This is a genomic window from Lysinibacillus sp. COL-1, assembly GCF_059814265.1.
Genome location: NZ_JCAWSJ010000004.1, coordinates 1,893,250 through 1,909,893, shown reverse-complemented (window position 1 = coordinate 1,909,893; position 16,644 = coordinate 1,893,250). Strand labels below are relative to the sequence as shown.

Here is a 16,644-nt window from a genome sequence, read left to right as displayed (position 1 = left end):
TATCACTTCATCTCATATAAATTAATTGGTACCTCAAATTGTTGAGGAGAGAATTTGATTTTTTTGAATACATCATTTGCCACAAGATAATTTTGCTTATATGAAATTGGCATAAAGATAGCCTCTTGCTGAATTGTTTGGATTATACTTTCATATAATGAAGCCCGCTCAGTTACATCTGTAGATCTAATAACACGTGTAATTTCCTCTATAAGTTTGTCACTCGAATCTGTTCCCATAATGGAATAGTTACCAATTTGTTGCTCTCCTGTCATAGTACGTATATACATATGAGGATCATAAGGTGCGCCCCAAGTATCATTCATTACTATGTTGTATTCACCTGCTTTTGTTCGTGCATAATACACTTGATTATCCTCGGCTACCAATTTCACATCCGCACCAACTTCTTTCCAAGCTCCTTGTAAATACTCGTATATTGCTTTATGAATTTGGTCGCTTGAATTGTAAGCCATTAGTAATTCAAGCTTTTCACCATTCTTTGAACGAATCCCAGTTTTTCCATCAACTATCCAGCCAGCTTTATCTAGAATTTTTTTAGATTTTTCTACATCAAAATTATATTCTTCAATTTCAATATCACTATATGGGAATCCTGGTGAAAATAAAGAGTGTGCCTCTTGCTCCATACCACTTAAAATATGATCAATAATAGTTTGTCGATCTAGTGCATGTTGAAGCGCCAATCGTACCTCTTTATATTTAGTTACACCAAAAGTGGTATTAAGAGATAATATACGAGTTGATAGAGGGTCTGAAACTTCAGTCAAATACTCGTCATTCTGTCTCAATGTGGTAAACTCAATTGGAGTAAGTTGGGAACTTCCGAAAATTAAATCAATTTCACCATTTTCTAAAGCCATCATACGCATCTGTGAATCAGCAATATATTTCACTTCTACTTTTTCAATCGAGGGTTTTTCTCCCCAATAATTTTCATTTCTCGTAAATACAGCATGATTTTCATCTGCTTCATTTAAAATCCATGGCCCTGTACCAATTGGTTTCTTGATTCCATCTGCTGTATTGCCACTATCTGGAAATCCAGCGTCACCTAACATACGTAATGGACGAATTAAAGCCAACTCCTGTAAAAACGGATAATATGATTCTTTTAATGAGACCTTTATTGTTAACTCATCAATTACTTCAACTTCATCAATAACTGTTACTACCTCTAACCAACTATGCGCTAAACTATTTCCGATAACTGTCTCAAAATTACGTTTAACGTTATCTGCTGTTAACATAGAACCATCAGAATATACTACTCCTTCTCGCAAATGAAATGTATATTCCTTACCATCCTCAGAAATATCCCAATTCTCAGCTAATCCTGGAGATATTGTCCCATCATTTCCATAAGCAACTAATGGATCATATAGCAGCGCCTGTGCAAACATTTCGTTTGGTGAATATAAATGAGGGTTCGCCTCTCCTATATCTGACGGCCAAGACATTTTCAATGTATTTTTATTAACACTACTTTCTTCACCAGCATTGGGTGCTGTATCATCGCTACAAGCTACTAAAAAAAGTAAAACAAATAATGGGATAAATAAAAAATATTTTCTCTTTAACATGTTTAGTCTCCTTAAATTCATCGTTATTCCATTTAATTGATGCTAAAATCAATCCACACAAAAAGAAGTAATTTCTAATCTGATTTCTTTTTATAAATAATGTTATTTATTCCTCCCTCCTTCAAATTCACAAAAAGTAATGATTACGCTTTGAACAGGTCGCTCCACCATTATAAATAGTAATGATTACTATTATCAATATTTTTTTATTTATTTTCATTCTACTCCAAACACCCAAAGTCTTTATGTTTCTGTATTTCATTTATTAATCTTCCAAAAAACTAACAAATAAACCCATTAGACATTTCAATTAGTATCTTCTATTCATGATTTGACTGCCTCTTTTCAATAAGTATTACCTTTAGGCCAAATTCCTTCATAACATTTCTCGCAATACTACTGGGAACTTTATTTTATTTCTATTTCATAATCTTTTTATGTACCTCTCTTAGACTGTTATTTCACTATTAAGCTAAATGTAAATATAGAAAAATTACTCTATTTTAAAATGGGTATTTTACAATGGGAAGCAGTTCATAGTCTTAATAACAGAGGATTCTACATGGATCTCACACGATTCCAAAGCTTAATGATATGAGGGATATAAAAGTAAGATGAATGCTATCTAAAAGTAATCGGCATCAATGTTAATTTCACTCATATCATTTACAATGACTGCCATTTTTAAATCTTTTGTATTCGATAACAAATTATTAAGTATTGTTGTTTTACCAGCCCCTAAATAACCACTTAATGATGTAACTGTGATTTTATCCATGTTAAAACTAATAAATAGTAATCATTACGATTTGAAACATATTTTAGTTAATCATATTTCTAATCATATTGCAAGTATTTTTTTAAATTAAAAACACTTTTAGAAGACTCGAAAATTACTGACGAATCTTTCTAAAAGCGTTTTTACTTTATTATTTAGTTTCTCGGCGAAACGTACACGTTTTAGTCGGGGAGAATACTTTTTTAATTCTAATCGTTCTGGGTTATTTCGTTTATTTTTAGTCGTAATACAATTTTTATCACCTGTTTCTGTACATGCTAAAGTAATATTGACTCTCATTTCTAACACTTCATAATTAGTAATGATTACGCTTTGAATGGCAGTTCATTATAATTACTTCGTCAAGGGATCTAATTTCATATTTCATAAAATTTATCAATTCTTATTGGAATTGATAGATGTTTCTTATTAATTTTAGATCAGTCACTTATTTGAATGATAAGCTAACAATCCATATAGATTTTGATAAATCCCTTAAAATAACCTCATAAATAAAAAGGTTATTTTATTAACTTACGCTTTTCTCATCATAAATACACAAAAATATTAGAAATGTTTACGTTATTTGAGAAAGGAGTTTTCTTATTTCAGAAAAGCGCCCTAGTTGTTTTATCGCTTCCTCTTTCGTTAATGTCTCTGCTTCTGCTTTGTTAAAAATGACTTGTACCTTCTCTTTTGAAATCTCATTAGCGTTAGCTGGTTACTCACTTGATCTACCACAAATTCACTACTTCCAATAATTTGAGTTGGGGACTTTGCTGCAAATGCAGAAAATATAGTATCAAAAGTTGTAGCAACCAATCTCATGTTCTTTTTATAATATTTCATTTCCTTTTAAGGTGTATTTTGTCTTACAAGTTAATCCTATATGTGCAGCTACACTGGAGATTGTCTGGAGTTCCCTTTTTGCTTCATAGTTTGTCTATCTAGTAAGATTCATAAATAGCATCAATTCATTTATAGTGAGGGGTTTAGATACGTAATAGCCCTGTATTGAATCATATTCGGCCTCTGATAAGGAATTAAGCTGCTCAACGCTTTCTACTCCTTCTATAATCACTTTTAAATCTAGTGTTTTGATAAATTTTGTAAGCAATGCAACTACCTTTTTATTTGAGTTGCCCTCAATAAACAATCTATCTAATTTCACCCCATCTAGAGGAAACAGCGAAATATATTGAAAATTGGAATAGCCAGAACCAAAATCATCAATTAATAAAATATGACCACGTTCACGAATAATTTTTAAATTTTCTCTCGCCTCGATTCCCATTAGGGTTTCCTCCGTTAATTCAAAAGCAATTCGTTTATTGTTCGTAAAATTTATGTCATCCAAATGCTCCATTAGCCAAGTGATATCATTGATTAATGAAGCGGTTAAATTAATCGAGACATAAACTATTTCATTATATCTTTTCAACAAATCAACAGCTTTATTAATAATATTCTTAGTTAACTTTATCAAACTCTCATTATCTAACATCGGAATAAAAACACCTGGTGATATCGAACCTAGTTCTTCGCATTTCCACCTGCTTAGTGCTTCAAAGGATAATTGCCCACCATTGTGCAATATGGGTTGGAAAACGATTTCAAACTCTTTCGATAGTAAACATTCCTGTGAAATGGGTGCTTTTACAGCATTACTATCCTTATTTTGCGAATAGACTTGTCTAACGTAATTTAACGCTGGAAGCCTTCTATCTTGTACATATAGATAGTGTGTCCTTACATAATCAATATGTGATAAATCATTAATAATGGAAAGAGCCTGCGACTGAACATTACAGACTACTATATATTCCTTATCAAATACTCTGTAACATTCAACCTCTGTTTGATACATTGCTAATTCTCTCTTAACCTCATCTATACAATTAAAAGTATCTACATTATGCCAACTTATGATTGTAATATATACTAATGCGAAAGATTTTTTATTTTCAATACTCGTCAATACAAACTTACGATTTGATTCAAATTTTGTTATCCCAGTCTCCATCCTAATTCCTCCAATTATTATCAAAAAATTACTATACATATAATATATTTTATAAAGTGAATCTGTAGTTGGCGTGTATTGAATGTGAAGTTTATGTGGAGCACTAATAACTGGTTAAAAGTGGATAATTCAGCTCTTTTACTTGCACAAAAAAAGAGCTAACAAATCACCACTTCAAGAAATTTGCTAGCTCACTATATTTAGTTTAAATGGCTGCCTTTACAACCGTTATTTATTCATCCGTTTTAAAGTTCGATACTAAATTTTGAAGCTCCTGCGACATCTCTGCTAAAGAACGGGATGCAAATGTCATCTCAATCATCGTAGCAGATTGCTCTTCCGCTGCTGCTACGACTTGTTGTGTATAGCTTGATGACTGATTGCTAACATCTTTTACTTTCCATATTTCATTTACAAGAATGTCTGTATTCCCACTAATATCTTGAATTTCTGTAGAGACAGATGCTAGTTTATTGTTAATCAGGTCTACATCAAATGCGATTTCTTCAAATGTTTTCCCCGCATTCGCAACATAATTTATCCCCTTTTCCACTACCATTTTTCCTTCATTGACAGTTTGTACTGTATTTTGTGTATTCATTTGAATATCACCTATTAAAGCAGAAATGTTGTTAGCTGCATTGCCTGATTCCTCTGCTAATTTCCTCACTTCATCTGCAACAACAGCAAATCCTTTCCCTTGTTCTCCTGCTCGTGCTGCTTCAATTGCTGCGTTTAAAGCTAGTAAATTGGTTTGAGCTGCAATGCTAGTAATGACATTAATAATCTCACCAATCTCTTGTGATTTACTTTCAAGCAATTGCATTGCTTCAGTCGTCACGATGTTCTGGCTATTAATTTGATTCATTTGTTCCACTGTCTGTGTAATGACTTCATTACCATAAAGAGAAACCTTAGAAGTTTCAATGGATAGATCGCTTAATTCTTTAATATTTTTCGTAATTTCTGTGATGCTTGATGATATCTGTAAAACTGAATGATTTGCTTCCTCCATACCAGCCAGTTGCTTTTCTTGCCCTGTAGAAATTTCTTGAATAGCCTTAGTAATTTCATCTGAGGCCATGCTTGTTTGTTCACTACTCGCAGTGAGTTGTTCAGATGTAGCTGCCACATGTTCGGCTGAACTTGAAACGGATTCAATCATACCTCTTAAATTTGTAGTCATCGTATTAATTCCTGTCGCTAAATGACCTAACTCATCTTTATTTTGAACTTTTAGATGCTTAAAGGTTAAATCTTGATTAGCAATCTTTTGAACACTATCAGTGACCATCTGAACTGGAATTGCTAAATGTCTTGAAAATAAAAATATAACGATTAAACCTATAACAACACTACTAGCAAGTGTAATCATAATCGTATGTTGAATTAACTGAACGCCATGATTAAATGATGCCATGAAGCTACTAGCACTTACCACCCAACCCCAGTTCGGATCTAAAGCGCTATAGGCTATTTTGTCTTCTTCTGTATCAGGTTGGTTCGGTAATGCTCTAGCGTAATATGTAAAACCCCCACCCTTTTCTGCTGCTTTTATCATATCTTGTATCATATAAATTCCGTTACTATCAACGCTCTCCCAAGCATTTTTCCCTTCTGAGAAAGGATGGGCTATTCTTTGACCATCTAATCCGTAAATAGCAAAATAGCCGTCCTCACCTAAATCAACATGAGTAGTTATTTTACGGGTACCATCACTATGTAAATCGCCAATTAAATGTTGTTTTACTTTTTCTTGAGCATCCTCTAACGATATTTCTCCCGTTTGAACGGCATAATTCATTGCATCAATTAACTGAAGTGCCATTTCAACATTATTTTTTAGCATTTTTTCTCCCATATCATCCAAGTGCTCTTTAGCAGAATAATAACTGCTTACGCCGATAATTAAGCTTGGAATGAATAAGAGGCTTAATGTAATCACAATTAACTTTGCCCTGATCTTCATTATCTATCTATCTCCTATCTTCAAGTGAATCAAGATTCCTGTTTCATTCGGTTCTAAAATTTGAGCTGCCCTTCGTAACAATTATTTACCTTTCAGGAAATGTCACTAAAAATTGAATACCATTCTCCATATTATTCACTGAATAGTTAATAGAGAGTGATTGAAATATTTGTTTGACAATATATAAGCCTAAGCCACTTCCACCAGTGTTCCTATTTCTTGATTTTTCGATTCTATAAAAAGGCTGAAACAATTGTTGTAGTTCGTCTGCTTTTATTTGTACACCTGTATTAATGATTTGGATTTGAATCTGGTTTTGTTTTGAATCCTCCGTCAATGCTAAATATACAGTTTCTCCCTGTGGTGAATACATAATTGCATTATGGATAATATTTTTTAATGCTTTTTCTAATAAATCACTGTCTGTAAATACGTAATTATCTGGTGGGATTTTGTTAATGATTCTAATATTTTTCTGAGATGCAAAAAAAGCGAGGTCCTTCGTAATAGTCTCAATTAAATCTAGGAGATTTATTTCTCTTGCTTGAATTTTAAATGTATCTTGTTCTAGTTTGGACATACTTAAAATTTCACGGACGAGTTGTTCTGTTCTTTCAATAATTTTACGGTTTTTTTCTAAATAGTAGTCACGATTTTGATAAGGTCCGATATTATAAATCATCCCTTCTATATAACCTTTCATGACAGTGAGTGGCGTTTTTAATTCATGTGCAACTGTAGTGAAAAACTCCCTACGTTTTGTTTCGATTTTTCTTTCTCTTTCAATATCATCTTTTAATTGCTCATTTGCTATTTGTAAATCATTCATTGTCTTTTGCAAGTTATTCGACATTTCATTTAAGCTATTAGATAATTCCTCTAACTCATCATTGGAACGAACTACTATATTTTCGGAAAAATCAAGGTTTGCCATCTTTTGCGCACGCTCATTTATATAAAGGAGTGGTTTTGTAATAAATCTTGAATATAGATAGGCACTGCCCAATCCAATACCCACTACTATGATGCTAATATAAGGGAGAAAACGTACTAAGACCTGTGAAGCTTCATCGATAGGTTGAAATGTAGCAAATACATTCACGATTAAATTACCTTCATCTAGAAATTGAATGGGGAAAGATTTATGAAATGCATTTACTGTTTCTTCATTTTGTAATGGTGTTGTTTTTTCAGTAATAATTGGTGGCGGCGAATTTCCCTGAATCATGAACGAAGGCGAGTAGATAATATTTCCGTCCTTTTCTTGTAGGTAAATGATGGCATTATTTTCTTTGGAGTACTCGTCCAAAAGATTTTTTGCATGTTCTAATTTTATTTTTTCTGATTTTTTAATGATGTCGATCATACCTGATTGGAGTTGGTTTGTTTTATATTGTTCGTAAAATGTCGGAAGGAAGAAGTATAATGTTAAATAAATTAATACTGCAAAAGATAGCAATATAAGAGAAGTAATCATAAAAAGTTTATAGGTTATTTTTTTCATCTTCATGATGTCTACAATCCTACTCATCAATTTTATATCCAATACCCTTGACTGTTTTAATATAGGGTATATTTAATTTTTTTCTTAAATTTTTTATATGTGTATCAATCATCCGTGTTTCTCCTGAATAATCATATCCCCAGACTTTTTCTACAATGATTTCTCTAGTAAGTACTTTTTTTTCGTTATGAAGTAATAGTTGTAAAATCTCGAATTCCTTTGTCGTTAAAGATATTTCCTCTTTATTTACATAAGCTTTGTATCCGTCACAATCAACATTAAGTTCATTAAAATGTAAATCGTTACCCCGATTTTTATAATTGCTTCTTCTGAGAATGGCTTGTACACGTCTAATCAACACATGAAATGAGAATGGCTTCGTTATATAATCGTCAATACCAAGATCAAAGCCCTTCATTTGATCTTGTTCTTCTTCTAATGCCGTTAGGAAAATAATCGGTATATTAGATTGACTACGAATCATTTTGGCTACTTCAAATCCATTTAGATTTGGCATCATCACATCAAGAAGAATTAAATCAAAGGGTTGAGTATTTAATTTCTTTATTCCCTCTACTCCATCTGACGCTACCGCTAAAGTATAATTTTGTGTCTTCAAAAACTGCTTAATTAATTCTTGAATTTCTAAATCATCTTCTATTACAAGAATCTTGTAGTTCATTAAGATCTCCCCCTAGTTAGCCATTATAACCACGCAATCTGTAGTTTATGTGAAGATACCTCGTTTTTTCTAAAAAAATATAAATGAACCCTACGATTATAGTCATACTTAGATTTCATAAAAATAAGTTCCATCATAGAATAAAATTCCCCCAAATATCCACAGGCTTAATCTTGAATCTGCTGATTTTTTTGGAGGAATGTATTCTTCATCATGACATGGAATTTTTATAAAATGGAACTCTTTCATCTTCGTATAATCATTAAAGAAAAGGAGATGTTGCCCCCTGCTAGAAATGAGTGGATTCTGCTAATACTGAATGTATGTTTGAAAAAATTTATTTTCATATCACCTTGATCGTCCAACTAAATTCGACCTATTTGGCGTCAATATGGAGAACGTGGAATTCTTATCTAGAGATATAATAAGGGAGTTTATGTGAGTCAATAGAAACTAAAACGTGTCCACTTAGATTAGATGGCATCAAACAAGAGGAGTATCATTAGGAGGTGGTATAACATAAAATGACCAACGTTTTACAACCAATACAATTTGTTATTTTTCTCAGTTAGTTTTTAGCACATTTCGTTTTCATTCCTACCATTTGCACAGTGGTCGAACGAGGAGCATGGATACGTGACTTGGCCGGTGTAATTCCAATATTCCTTTTCGCATTACTACTATTTTTTCTGACTTAGTAGCCCTCCGACTTCAAGATTTGACTTTCATCCAGCACGCATTTCTCCCTTTTGAAATCAGTTTAATTTCACCACCTACTTGTAAATCAGTTAAAGCTTTACTAATTGTACTTTCGGCTATATCAGGATAAATACTTCGAATGTATTCTTTTGTAAAGGGTTGTTCTTGATTAAGAATAAAATTCTGAATTCGCTCTATCTTAGTATGTCTGCATATAGAATCCCGTATTCTGTTATGTAGATTTTTATAAGCCTCTAAAATAATAGATAAGAATGTTTTTAACCAGAAGCTCATATTATGCCCATTACAATACCAATTTACCGATGATTGATAGACGGCTTCATAGTATTCTGCCTCTCTTTTCTTGATATATTCATCTAAACAAACATATTTAACAAATGTATGTCCGCTTTTTACTAGTAATAATTGCATTAACATAAGCATTAATCTACCATTACCTTGACTAAATGGGATTATACAATAAAGATTGAATATAAAACGAGCTATCAATATAAGTGTAGGTAACTCTTTTTTATGGTTTAATACATTGTACTGGTTGCATAATTGTTCTACAGCCATTGGGATATTTTCAGGAGGAAGAGGACGATAAACAATCGTGTGCATCCCTTTCTCCGGAATTCCCGGGATAGAGAATGGCTTTTGACGCCATTTTGCACCGTCAGAGGTAATAAAATGAACTAATTGAAAATGCAATTCTTGTATAGTATCTGGACTAATAGAGAAAGCACTAGATTTTTCATGTACAAGTGTCAGCGTTTCATAATAACAAAATATCGCATCTTCTGAGATCGATTGGGGTATCATATCTTCTAAAATAAGTTCTTTTAAGCGCTTATTGGAAACTTTTATATCCTCATATACCGAAACATAGTTTTTTATATATTGTAGTGGCATCGCTTTTGCAAGCCTAGTGAACATATCAGGTCTTTGCTCTTGGTAAGCGGTCAACTTTCCTTTATATTCACTAATTTCACTAACTAAGTTTATTATTTGTTGCTCACCACTATTTATATATTGATCTTCGAAAAAATTTCTCATGTGGTTCCTCCTTTCTTGGAAATCATGTTGCTTTTCCTTTGTTACAATCATACAGATTATTATTTTCAATTGCGAATCTTCATTAAATTAAACAAAAATACTAAAAATAACATCGTTTATTATTCTATATTGGTTCATTCACTGTATAAATGTAGCGCAATTAGAAGATAAATACGCATAATTCTTATCGGTCCATTCCTTTAAATATTAAAATGTCACAAAAAATAATTCATATGCTTTAGGCAAGAATATCGAAGTATTTCTCCCAGGGTAAATTTCACAAAAAATGAAGTCAACCTGAACGATAAGGATTGATTTAGTGTTTTCCAAGAGCGTTTTGTTCACAAAGTTGATTGATAATCTATCGTTTCGATTGCCATTCATTGTAACATACCTATAGCTATAAAAATTTTGATAATGTAAAATGTTATCCAATTTTTAGAGGCAATATAAAAATGCAATACCCTTACTTTTAATACGCTAAGGGTATTGCATGCTCCTATTCTTATTCAATTATTTTAGTAGCCACAGAAAGGGTTTCAAAATTAACAGGAATTTTTTTTGTTTCTATTGTTACGGGCTTTTTCGAATCTGTAATATCTGTTATTTTAGCATATAAACGTGTACCGAATTCTGTGCTAAATCGTCCTTCGCCCGTCGCTCTAATTCCAAATCGATCATTTCCTTCTGCATTATCTCTAATTACGCGTTCAAATCCTTGAGTATCTGAAGCAAAGTTCATGGCAGAATATAAAAGTTGAGGGCTCATCGGTAAATTATTGTAATAATAAGTAGCGTCCCCATATAAATCTGCATTCAGTCTGTTTCTGCCCGATATTGTTATTTTTTCAAATACATACTCAACTTTATATTTTTTCCCTGCTGGAACAGGAAATCCTTGTGGAGGCACAGTGAACTTTCTAACTTGTGATTTCTCTGTAGTGTTTGAAGTGGACATATTATAATCAACACTAAAACTTTGCGAAGCTGAGACCATCATTACAGATAGGGTTGCATTGTAGTTATATCCAAATGTCCAACCTGAAGTATTGGTTGTACTAGTCATTTCCTTAAATTCATGCTCATATCCACTAGTAAATAACGTTACCTCATGCCCTAGATTATTTTCTAAAATATTTTCTCCAATTGTCAAAATTTGAGCGTTTTCAATCATAGACCCTTCTATAATATTACCGTTTAATTCGGTATCTTTTATATGGTGGTATCTATATTCTGTACCATCAAAAGCAGCACTGATCAACATCTTTTTCACTCTTTCATCAATATCTTGATAGGCACTATTTTTATTTTGACTTTGTTCAGCCGCTTTTATGTTGCTTGAAACAACTCCAATATTATTCCCCGTCAGTCCTTGATTTTCAGAAGCACTTGCATTATTAGAAAAGGGACCGCCTGCCAATAAAGTACTTGTTACTACACCATACAGTATTATTTTATTTTTCATTGTGAAACCCTCCTAATATTTTTTTATTAAATATCTAATATTAATAGATTATTTAATATAAATATAATATCGAATGTCACAATTTTTTACAAAAAAGGGTTAAAACTATCTTTTATAAAGACATATGGATTGATTTTACTATTTTTTTAATAGTTTCTATCCCTAAATATATTGTTTATTTTGTATTTATGGCAGAAGGATATAAAAAACAATAAAAATTAGCATAAATTGTCATAATTTATTGATTTGATTTTTCTCTGAAATTAAAAAAATCGCTTATTATTCTGTATAAACGCAGCACAAATAGAAGCTAAATACGCATAATTCTTATCAGTCCATTCGTTTAAATATTAAAATGTCAAAAAAATGAATTCAACTTGAACGATAAGGATTAATTTATTATTTTCCAAGAATAAAAGTAAAAATATGTTGCTGGTTGGTTGGGACGTATATCTTGTATAACAAACGAAGGTATAGTGGTTAGAGGAGGTAAAAAATGAGTGCAGTAGCAGGAAGTAATGTAGCTAAGTGGGAAGTAAGATGCAGGATTCTCAAAAAAGAGATTCATATAGGGAAATTCTCTAATAAAGCTTAATTGTGAGAAATCGAATAAGTTTACGAGGTATATAATAGCGATTCAATCGATAATAGGACGAATACTTGTTGCTATTTTGGAATCAGCAGATTATTATCATACAACAATTATTCAAATTTTAAAGTCTATTTTGTTCAACTTAAACGTCTCTTACTAAGCTAAGAAAGGTTAAAACCAATACCTTCGAAAAAGGCGGTGGTGTACCGCCTCTTCAACCGACAGAAGATATTTAAACCTCAGTTTCTTCAAAGAGAAAACGGGTTTCTAAACCAAAAACAAGATGTAATTTGCTGAATTCTTGAGAACATTTCACCCATATTTGTACTTAAAATTATTGGGATTTGTTGTGGATATGATGCTTTTGCTTTAGCTGCATTATGCTTGTCTACATGAGACTTAGCCGCCATTTTATTTGGTTTTAATCTAGAATTTACTAACGTGTTAATAACTATATTTGAAGAAGGTGAGATAAATCCTTCGCTCGTTAAATCAGTACTTTTTAATAGTTGTTTTTGCACTTTGGATAGATAATGATCCTCATCTAATTGAGCTTCGAGTAGATTTAGAAAACCACTCTGATTATTTAAATTGATCATATTAAATAATGTAGGATTTTTTAAAAACAGTTGGTTTTGTAAATCAGATAAATTTTTTGTATCTGAACTCTTAAGAAGGGCTTCTGTTAATATTTGTTTGAAAGAAGCTTTTTGTTTTTCTGATAAATTTAATGTTTTATTTTCAGGCAATTCTTGAAGGAGTTTTTGTGTGAGAAGTAGATTTTCGATAGAAAGGGAATTTATATTCACGTTTATCTCCTTTCCTTTCTAAGTACTATTTTGATACACAAAGAATGGGATAGAATCGAAAATTTTATGCTTCGTATTTAAGAACCTTATAGCTAAATTAGTAGCTAGTTGTTACATTGATTGATTCATGCATATAGTTACTAGTTCATTTTATATTGTTAAAAGCGAATATATACGCCTTTAAAAGAGGCGTTCCAAACTGTAAAAGCTTTAAAGTATACTAGCTCTGATTGACATCCACAGAAAACTGTCATTAGTTATCAACGATTACCTAAATTACAATTCGGTCTAAAAAAGAAATTATATATTAGACGATAAAGAGATCTTTCCATTTGTATATTTAGAAATATCTTTAAGCATGTTTATTGCTTTTTCATTGCTCAATAAATGATCGATTTTAGGATCAATTCCAAGGATACTAGCATTAGATGTGCCAGTAAAATCAATGTCTATTTGCTCATATTTTTTATGTTTTAGCCTAGTCTTCTCCTTCTGTAATCGATGTTCCTCCATGTAATCTAAAAGTGTAAGTTGCGCCCTTTTTCTAGCTGCTTTTTCTTTTTCGCTTAATGGACACTCAAAACGTTGTCCATTCACAACAACCCAACGTTTTTCACCATCAAAGCCCATTTCACTCCATTGACATTCAGGATTATTGGTAGTGTAGTTTAAAATTTGGTTATAGGTATAGGAATCTACATAAAGTGTCGTTTTGATTGCTGTGCCCTTATCAAGTGTTTCCATCACTGTTTTCCCTGTACTAGAGAGTTCTACTGCATCTTTGAAATGATTAAATTGATTCGAGATACTATTGAACTTAGACTTATTATTTGTACCATGTAATACATTATTGTAATTCATCATTCCTTTTACGTTGTTAATATTCATTTTTCATTTGACCTCCTATACTATAGAACTTCTGATTATACTATCCCATTTATGAACGTTAACCGTATCCATACAACGTGCCATCACCAATGAGTGTGTACACTTTTTATCTTTTGGCTAGGGGGCGTTCATAGATTACCTAATGTACATATAATATTAAATGTCACTAATTTTCACAAAAAAGGGTTTAAACTATCTTTTATAAAGACATATGGATTGTTTTTCATCGTTTTTTAATCGTTGCTTTCCCTAAATATATTGTTTATTTTGTATTTAGGGCAGAAGGATGCAATAAAATGATTGATGGTAGTATCAATTGTCACAATTTATTAATTTTTACCTATCATCATACGTTCGTAAGAAATTTGCAAAAAGCAGACGAGGTATCTATACATAGGAAATTGTGACAAGGGAAGGCTCTAGAAAGCAACTTTTAATCGGTTGCTTTCTAGAGCCTTGTTAGGAATCTGTAAAGGGATTAAATTCATTGTAAATAATAGAGGAAAAACGAGATGATGAAGAAGACAATATTTTTCAGCTACTTAGCCTAAGTAAGTCAGTTCTTACGCTACAATATTTATTTTGTTTTGGCAGCTTCCAGAATCCAATTAGCTAAATTGTCTATTTGCCCTTCTACAGCAATTGGGTCTCGGAACCATGACTGGCTTTCAGTCCACAAGAATACTTTTCCATCGCGAATCGCAGGCAGGTTACCCCAAATCGGATCAGCCTGTAGTTCCTCCAATGTCGATTCTGTTGTTAAAACCAAATAATCTCCAGTATATTCAGGAAGCAATTCCAGTGAAAATTCATAAAATGATTCAGCTAGCATATGTTCGGGAATCGTAGCAGGCGGATTCGTGCCCAATATTTCGTACATGATTCGACCACCTCGTCCAGACTTCGGTCCGAATAAGAATACCTTTCCATCATACTCCTGCATGATAGAGACGGTCTCTCCCTCATCAAGTACAGCTTGAACTTCATCATGTAACTTACTTGTGCGACTCTCAAAATCGGTAATCCATTGTTCAGCGACATCCTTTTTGTCTAATAAATCACCGAAATATCGCATTTCCTCCTGAATACTTTCAAAGCTATTATACGGCATAGCCACTGTTGGCGCGATGAGCGAATATTTGTCCACTGTTTCTTCTTTATTAATATTTGTAATGATTAAATCTGGTTTCAAATCAACCAGTGCTTCAAGCGAATCTCCCACATTAGTGACACCGTCAAGCATCCCTTCTAAATACGGACTTTCCATCAATAAAAAATCAGACGCCACTGGTTGGACGTCTAGTGCCAACACGGTACCTAAAAATGCCGATGCTGCTACACGTTGTGGATGCGCAGGCACTTCCACATCTCCGAGAGCGGTCTTAATTGTTCGCATTTCGATATTGGCAGGTGCTTCTGCATTCACTTGATCAGATTTGGCTGCGCCACTAGTTCCCTTTGTCCCTTCTGATGATGTCCCGCATGCCGATGTAACCATTGTTAGACACAATAGTGTCATCGCTAACATATTTTTTTTACTCATTGCCATATCATTTCCTCCATCTAACATTAATTGATAATGAATATCATTACCGTTTAAATGATACATGGCTGGATGTGGAGCAACAATGGACAAATCTGTCCAATTCATAGTATCTTTCGAACCTACAAACTGGTATTGCCTGCGATATTCCCCTGGAGTTATACCTGTTTGTTTCTTAAACATACGGTTAAAATAGACTGTGTCTGGATAACCAACATAAGCAGCTATTTCTTGTAGTGTCGCTTCGGTATCACACAGCAAATTTCGTGCCAAGTCTATGCGTAATCGAATCGTATAATCAAGTGGGCTGCATCCCATCTGCTCTTTAAATTTCCTTGAAACATACTGTGGGGTGTAATTCATTTGATGGGCCAACTGCTCCATGGAAATCATTCCACGATAATTCCTTGCGATATAGCGGACAACTTGTTCAGCCAACGTTGGGGCGTGTGCAAGCTCCATCCGCTCCTGTAACGCTGCATGGACGAAACGGATGAACTCCCCCTTAGCCTTCAATCTTCTTAATTCATGGACATCCTTCATGTCTTTCTCTTTGTCTATCTGCCCATTATCTATTTGTTGCCAATCGCTCAACATTGTTTCTAGCCTCTCCAACATAACGAGCGGTTCGGATGGCGACACTGCCCAACTTTTCATAAATGGATTGTCTGTTTGCATCATCATATGAAACTCCCGCAATGCTGAAGCTGGCAAAGAAGCATTGTATAAAATCATGTAGATGTCAAGAAAGTCAGTAGATTGAACCGTTATCCGCTGCCCCTTGCCGATATGTATTAAATGAAACCGTTCGGATAGCCATACTTCATCGTTTACCCACAGCTCAGCCCGTCCATTTGCCACAAACATAAACGTGCTTGCTGGTGTTACATAATTACGAATTTCGTCACCACGCCCAAGTCGTTTTACCCGAATGTCCAGTACACGAATGACGACTTGATTCCACAGTTGAATTTCTTCGCTTATATTCATAATATTGCCACGAAATGAACATTATTGATCCTGTCCATT

At 33.1% G+C, this 16,644-nt stretch carries 10 protein-coding genes and 2 pseudogenes; all 12 read right to left on the bottom strand.

Features of this window, described 5'->3' with window-relative positions:
- Positions 1-2: 2 nt before the first annotated feature.
- The 12 genes and pseudogenes from nikA to AC6BKE_RS17720 all read right to left on the bottom strand — a co-directional run bounded on the left by nikA (position 3) and on the right by AC6BKE_RS17720 (position 16,605).
- Entirely contained in the window at positions 3-1,604 is a 1,602-nt protein-coding gene (nikA, locus tag AC6BKE_RS17775) for a nickel ABC transporter substrate-binding protein (protein ID WP_036122534.1), read from the bottom strand.
- A gap of 634 nt (positions 1,605-2,238) precedes the next feature.
- A pseudogene (locus AC6BKE_RS17770) lies at positions 2,239-2,382 on the bottom strand (GTP-binding protein); the annotation flags it as partial.
- Positions 2,383-2,533: 151 nt separating this feature from the next.
- Positions 2,534-2,682: pseudogene (gene rpmG / locus AC6BKE_RS17765) on the bottom strand (50S ribosomal protein L33).
- Between the two features lie 643 nt (positions 2,683-3,325).
- Positions 3,326-4,405 carry an EAL domain-containing protein gene (locus tag AC6BKE_RS17760; RefSeq protein WP_499857489.1) on the bottom strand — a complete coding sequence of 360 codons (1,080 nt, stop codon included), beginning with the start codon at positions 4,403-4,405 and terminating at the stop codon, positions 3,326-3,328.
- A 232-nt stretch (positions 4,406-4,637) separates the two neighbouring features.
- Complete coding sequence (locus tag AC6BKE_RS17755) at positions 4,638-6,374, bottom strand: methyl-accepting chemotaxis protein (RefSeq protein ID WP_089932230.1); 1,737 nt, start codon at positions 6,372-6,374, stop codon at positions 4,638-4,640.
- Between the two features lie 85 nt (positions 6,375-6,459).
- The gene (locus AC6BKE_RS17750; protein WP_499857487.1) at positions 6,460-7,905 is read right to left on the bottom strand and encodes a sensor histidine kinase; all 1,446 of its coding nucleotides are present in this window, start codon (positions 7,903-7,905) and stop codon (positions 6,460-6,462) included.
- Positions 7,898-8,560, bottom strand: coding sequence for a response regulator transcription factor (locus AC6BKE_RS17745; protein WP_058843104.1), 663 nt, complete (start codon positions 8,558-8,560; stop codon positions 7,898-7,900). The genes AC6BKE_RS17750 and AC6BKE_RS17745 overlap by 8 nt, the downstream gene beginning before the upstream one ends.
- Positions 8,561-9,271: 711 nt before the next feature.
- Positions 9,272-10,318, bottom strand: coding sequence for a Fic family protein (locus AC6BKE_RS17740; protein WP_058843103.1), 1,047 nt, complete (start codon positions 10,316-10,318; stop codon positions 9,272-9,274).
- Positions 10,319-10,823: 505 nt separating this feature from the next.
- Complete coding sequence (locus AC6BKE_RS17735) at positions 10,824-11,783, bottom strand: ETX/MTX2 family pore-forming toxin (RefSeq protein ID WP_082673669.1); 960 nt, start codon at positions 11,781-11,783, stop codon at positions 10,824-10,826.
- Positions 11,784-12,623: 840 nt separating this feature from the next.
- Entirely contained in the window at positions 12,624-13,184 is a 561-nt protein-coding gene (locus AC6BKE_RS17730; protein WP_499857484.1) for a hypothetical protein, read from the bottom strand.
- Positions 13,185-13,484: 300 nt separating this feature from the next.
- On the bottom strand, positions 13,485-14,072 hold the full coding sequence (locus AC6BKE_RS17725) for a hypothetical protein (RefSeq protein WP_271913249.1): 588 nt from the start codon (positions 14,070-14,072) through the stop codon (positions 13,485-13,487).
- Positions 14,073-14,649: 577 nt separating this feature from the next.
- Positions 14,650-16,605 carry an AraC family transcriptional regulator gene (locus AC6BKE_RS17720; protein WP_499857482.1) on the bottom strand — a complete coding sequence of 652 codons (1,956 nt, stop codon included), beginning with the start codon at positions 16,603-16,605 and terminating at the stop codon, positions 14,650-14,652.
- Positions 16,606-16,644: the final 39 nt, after the last annotated feature.

Excerpts from the sequence above, each read along its gene's own strand:
- AC6BKE_RS17725 (WP_271913249.1), bottom strand. The coding sequence starts at position 14,072 with ATGAATATTAACAACGTAAAAGGAATGATGAATTACAATAATGTATTA.
- AC6BKE_RS17760 (WP_499857489.1), bottom strand. The coding sequence starts at position 4,405 with ATGGAGACTGGGATAACAAAATTTGAATCAAATCGTAAGTTTGTATTG.
- AC6BKE_RS17750 (WP_499857487.1), bottom strand. The coding sequence starts at position 7,905 with ATGAGTAGGATTGTAGACATCATGAAGATGAAAAAAATAACCTATAAA.
- AC6BKE_RS17720 (WP_499857482.1), bottom strand. The coding sequence starts at position 16,605 with ATGAATATAAGCGAAGAAATTCAACTGTGGAATCAAGTCGTCATTCGT.
- AC6BKE_RS17735 (WP_082673669.1), bottom strand. The coding sequence starts at position 11,783 with ATGAAAAATAAAATAATACTGTATGGTGTAGTAACAAGTACTTTATTG.
- AC6BKE_RS17745 (WP_058843104.1), bottom strand. The coding sequence starts at position 8,560 with ATGAACTACAAGATTCTTGTAATAGAAGATGATTTAGAAATTCAAGAA.
- AC6BKE_RS17740 (WP_058843103.1), bottom strand. The coding sequence starts at position 10,318 with ATGAGAAATTTTTTCGAAGATCAATATATAAATAGTGGTGAGCAACAA.
- AC6BKE_RS17755 (WP_089932230.1), bottom strand. The coding sequence starts at position 6,374 with ATGAAGATCAGGGCAAAGTTAATTGTGATTACATTAAGCCTCTTATTC.
- nikA (WP_036122534.1), bottom strand. The coding sequence starts at position 1,604 with ATGTTAAAGAGAAAATATTTTTTATTTATCCCATTATTTGTTTTACTT.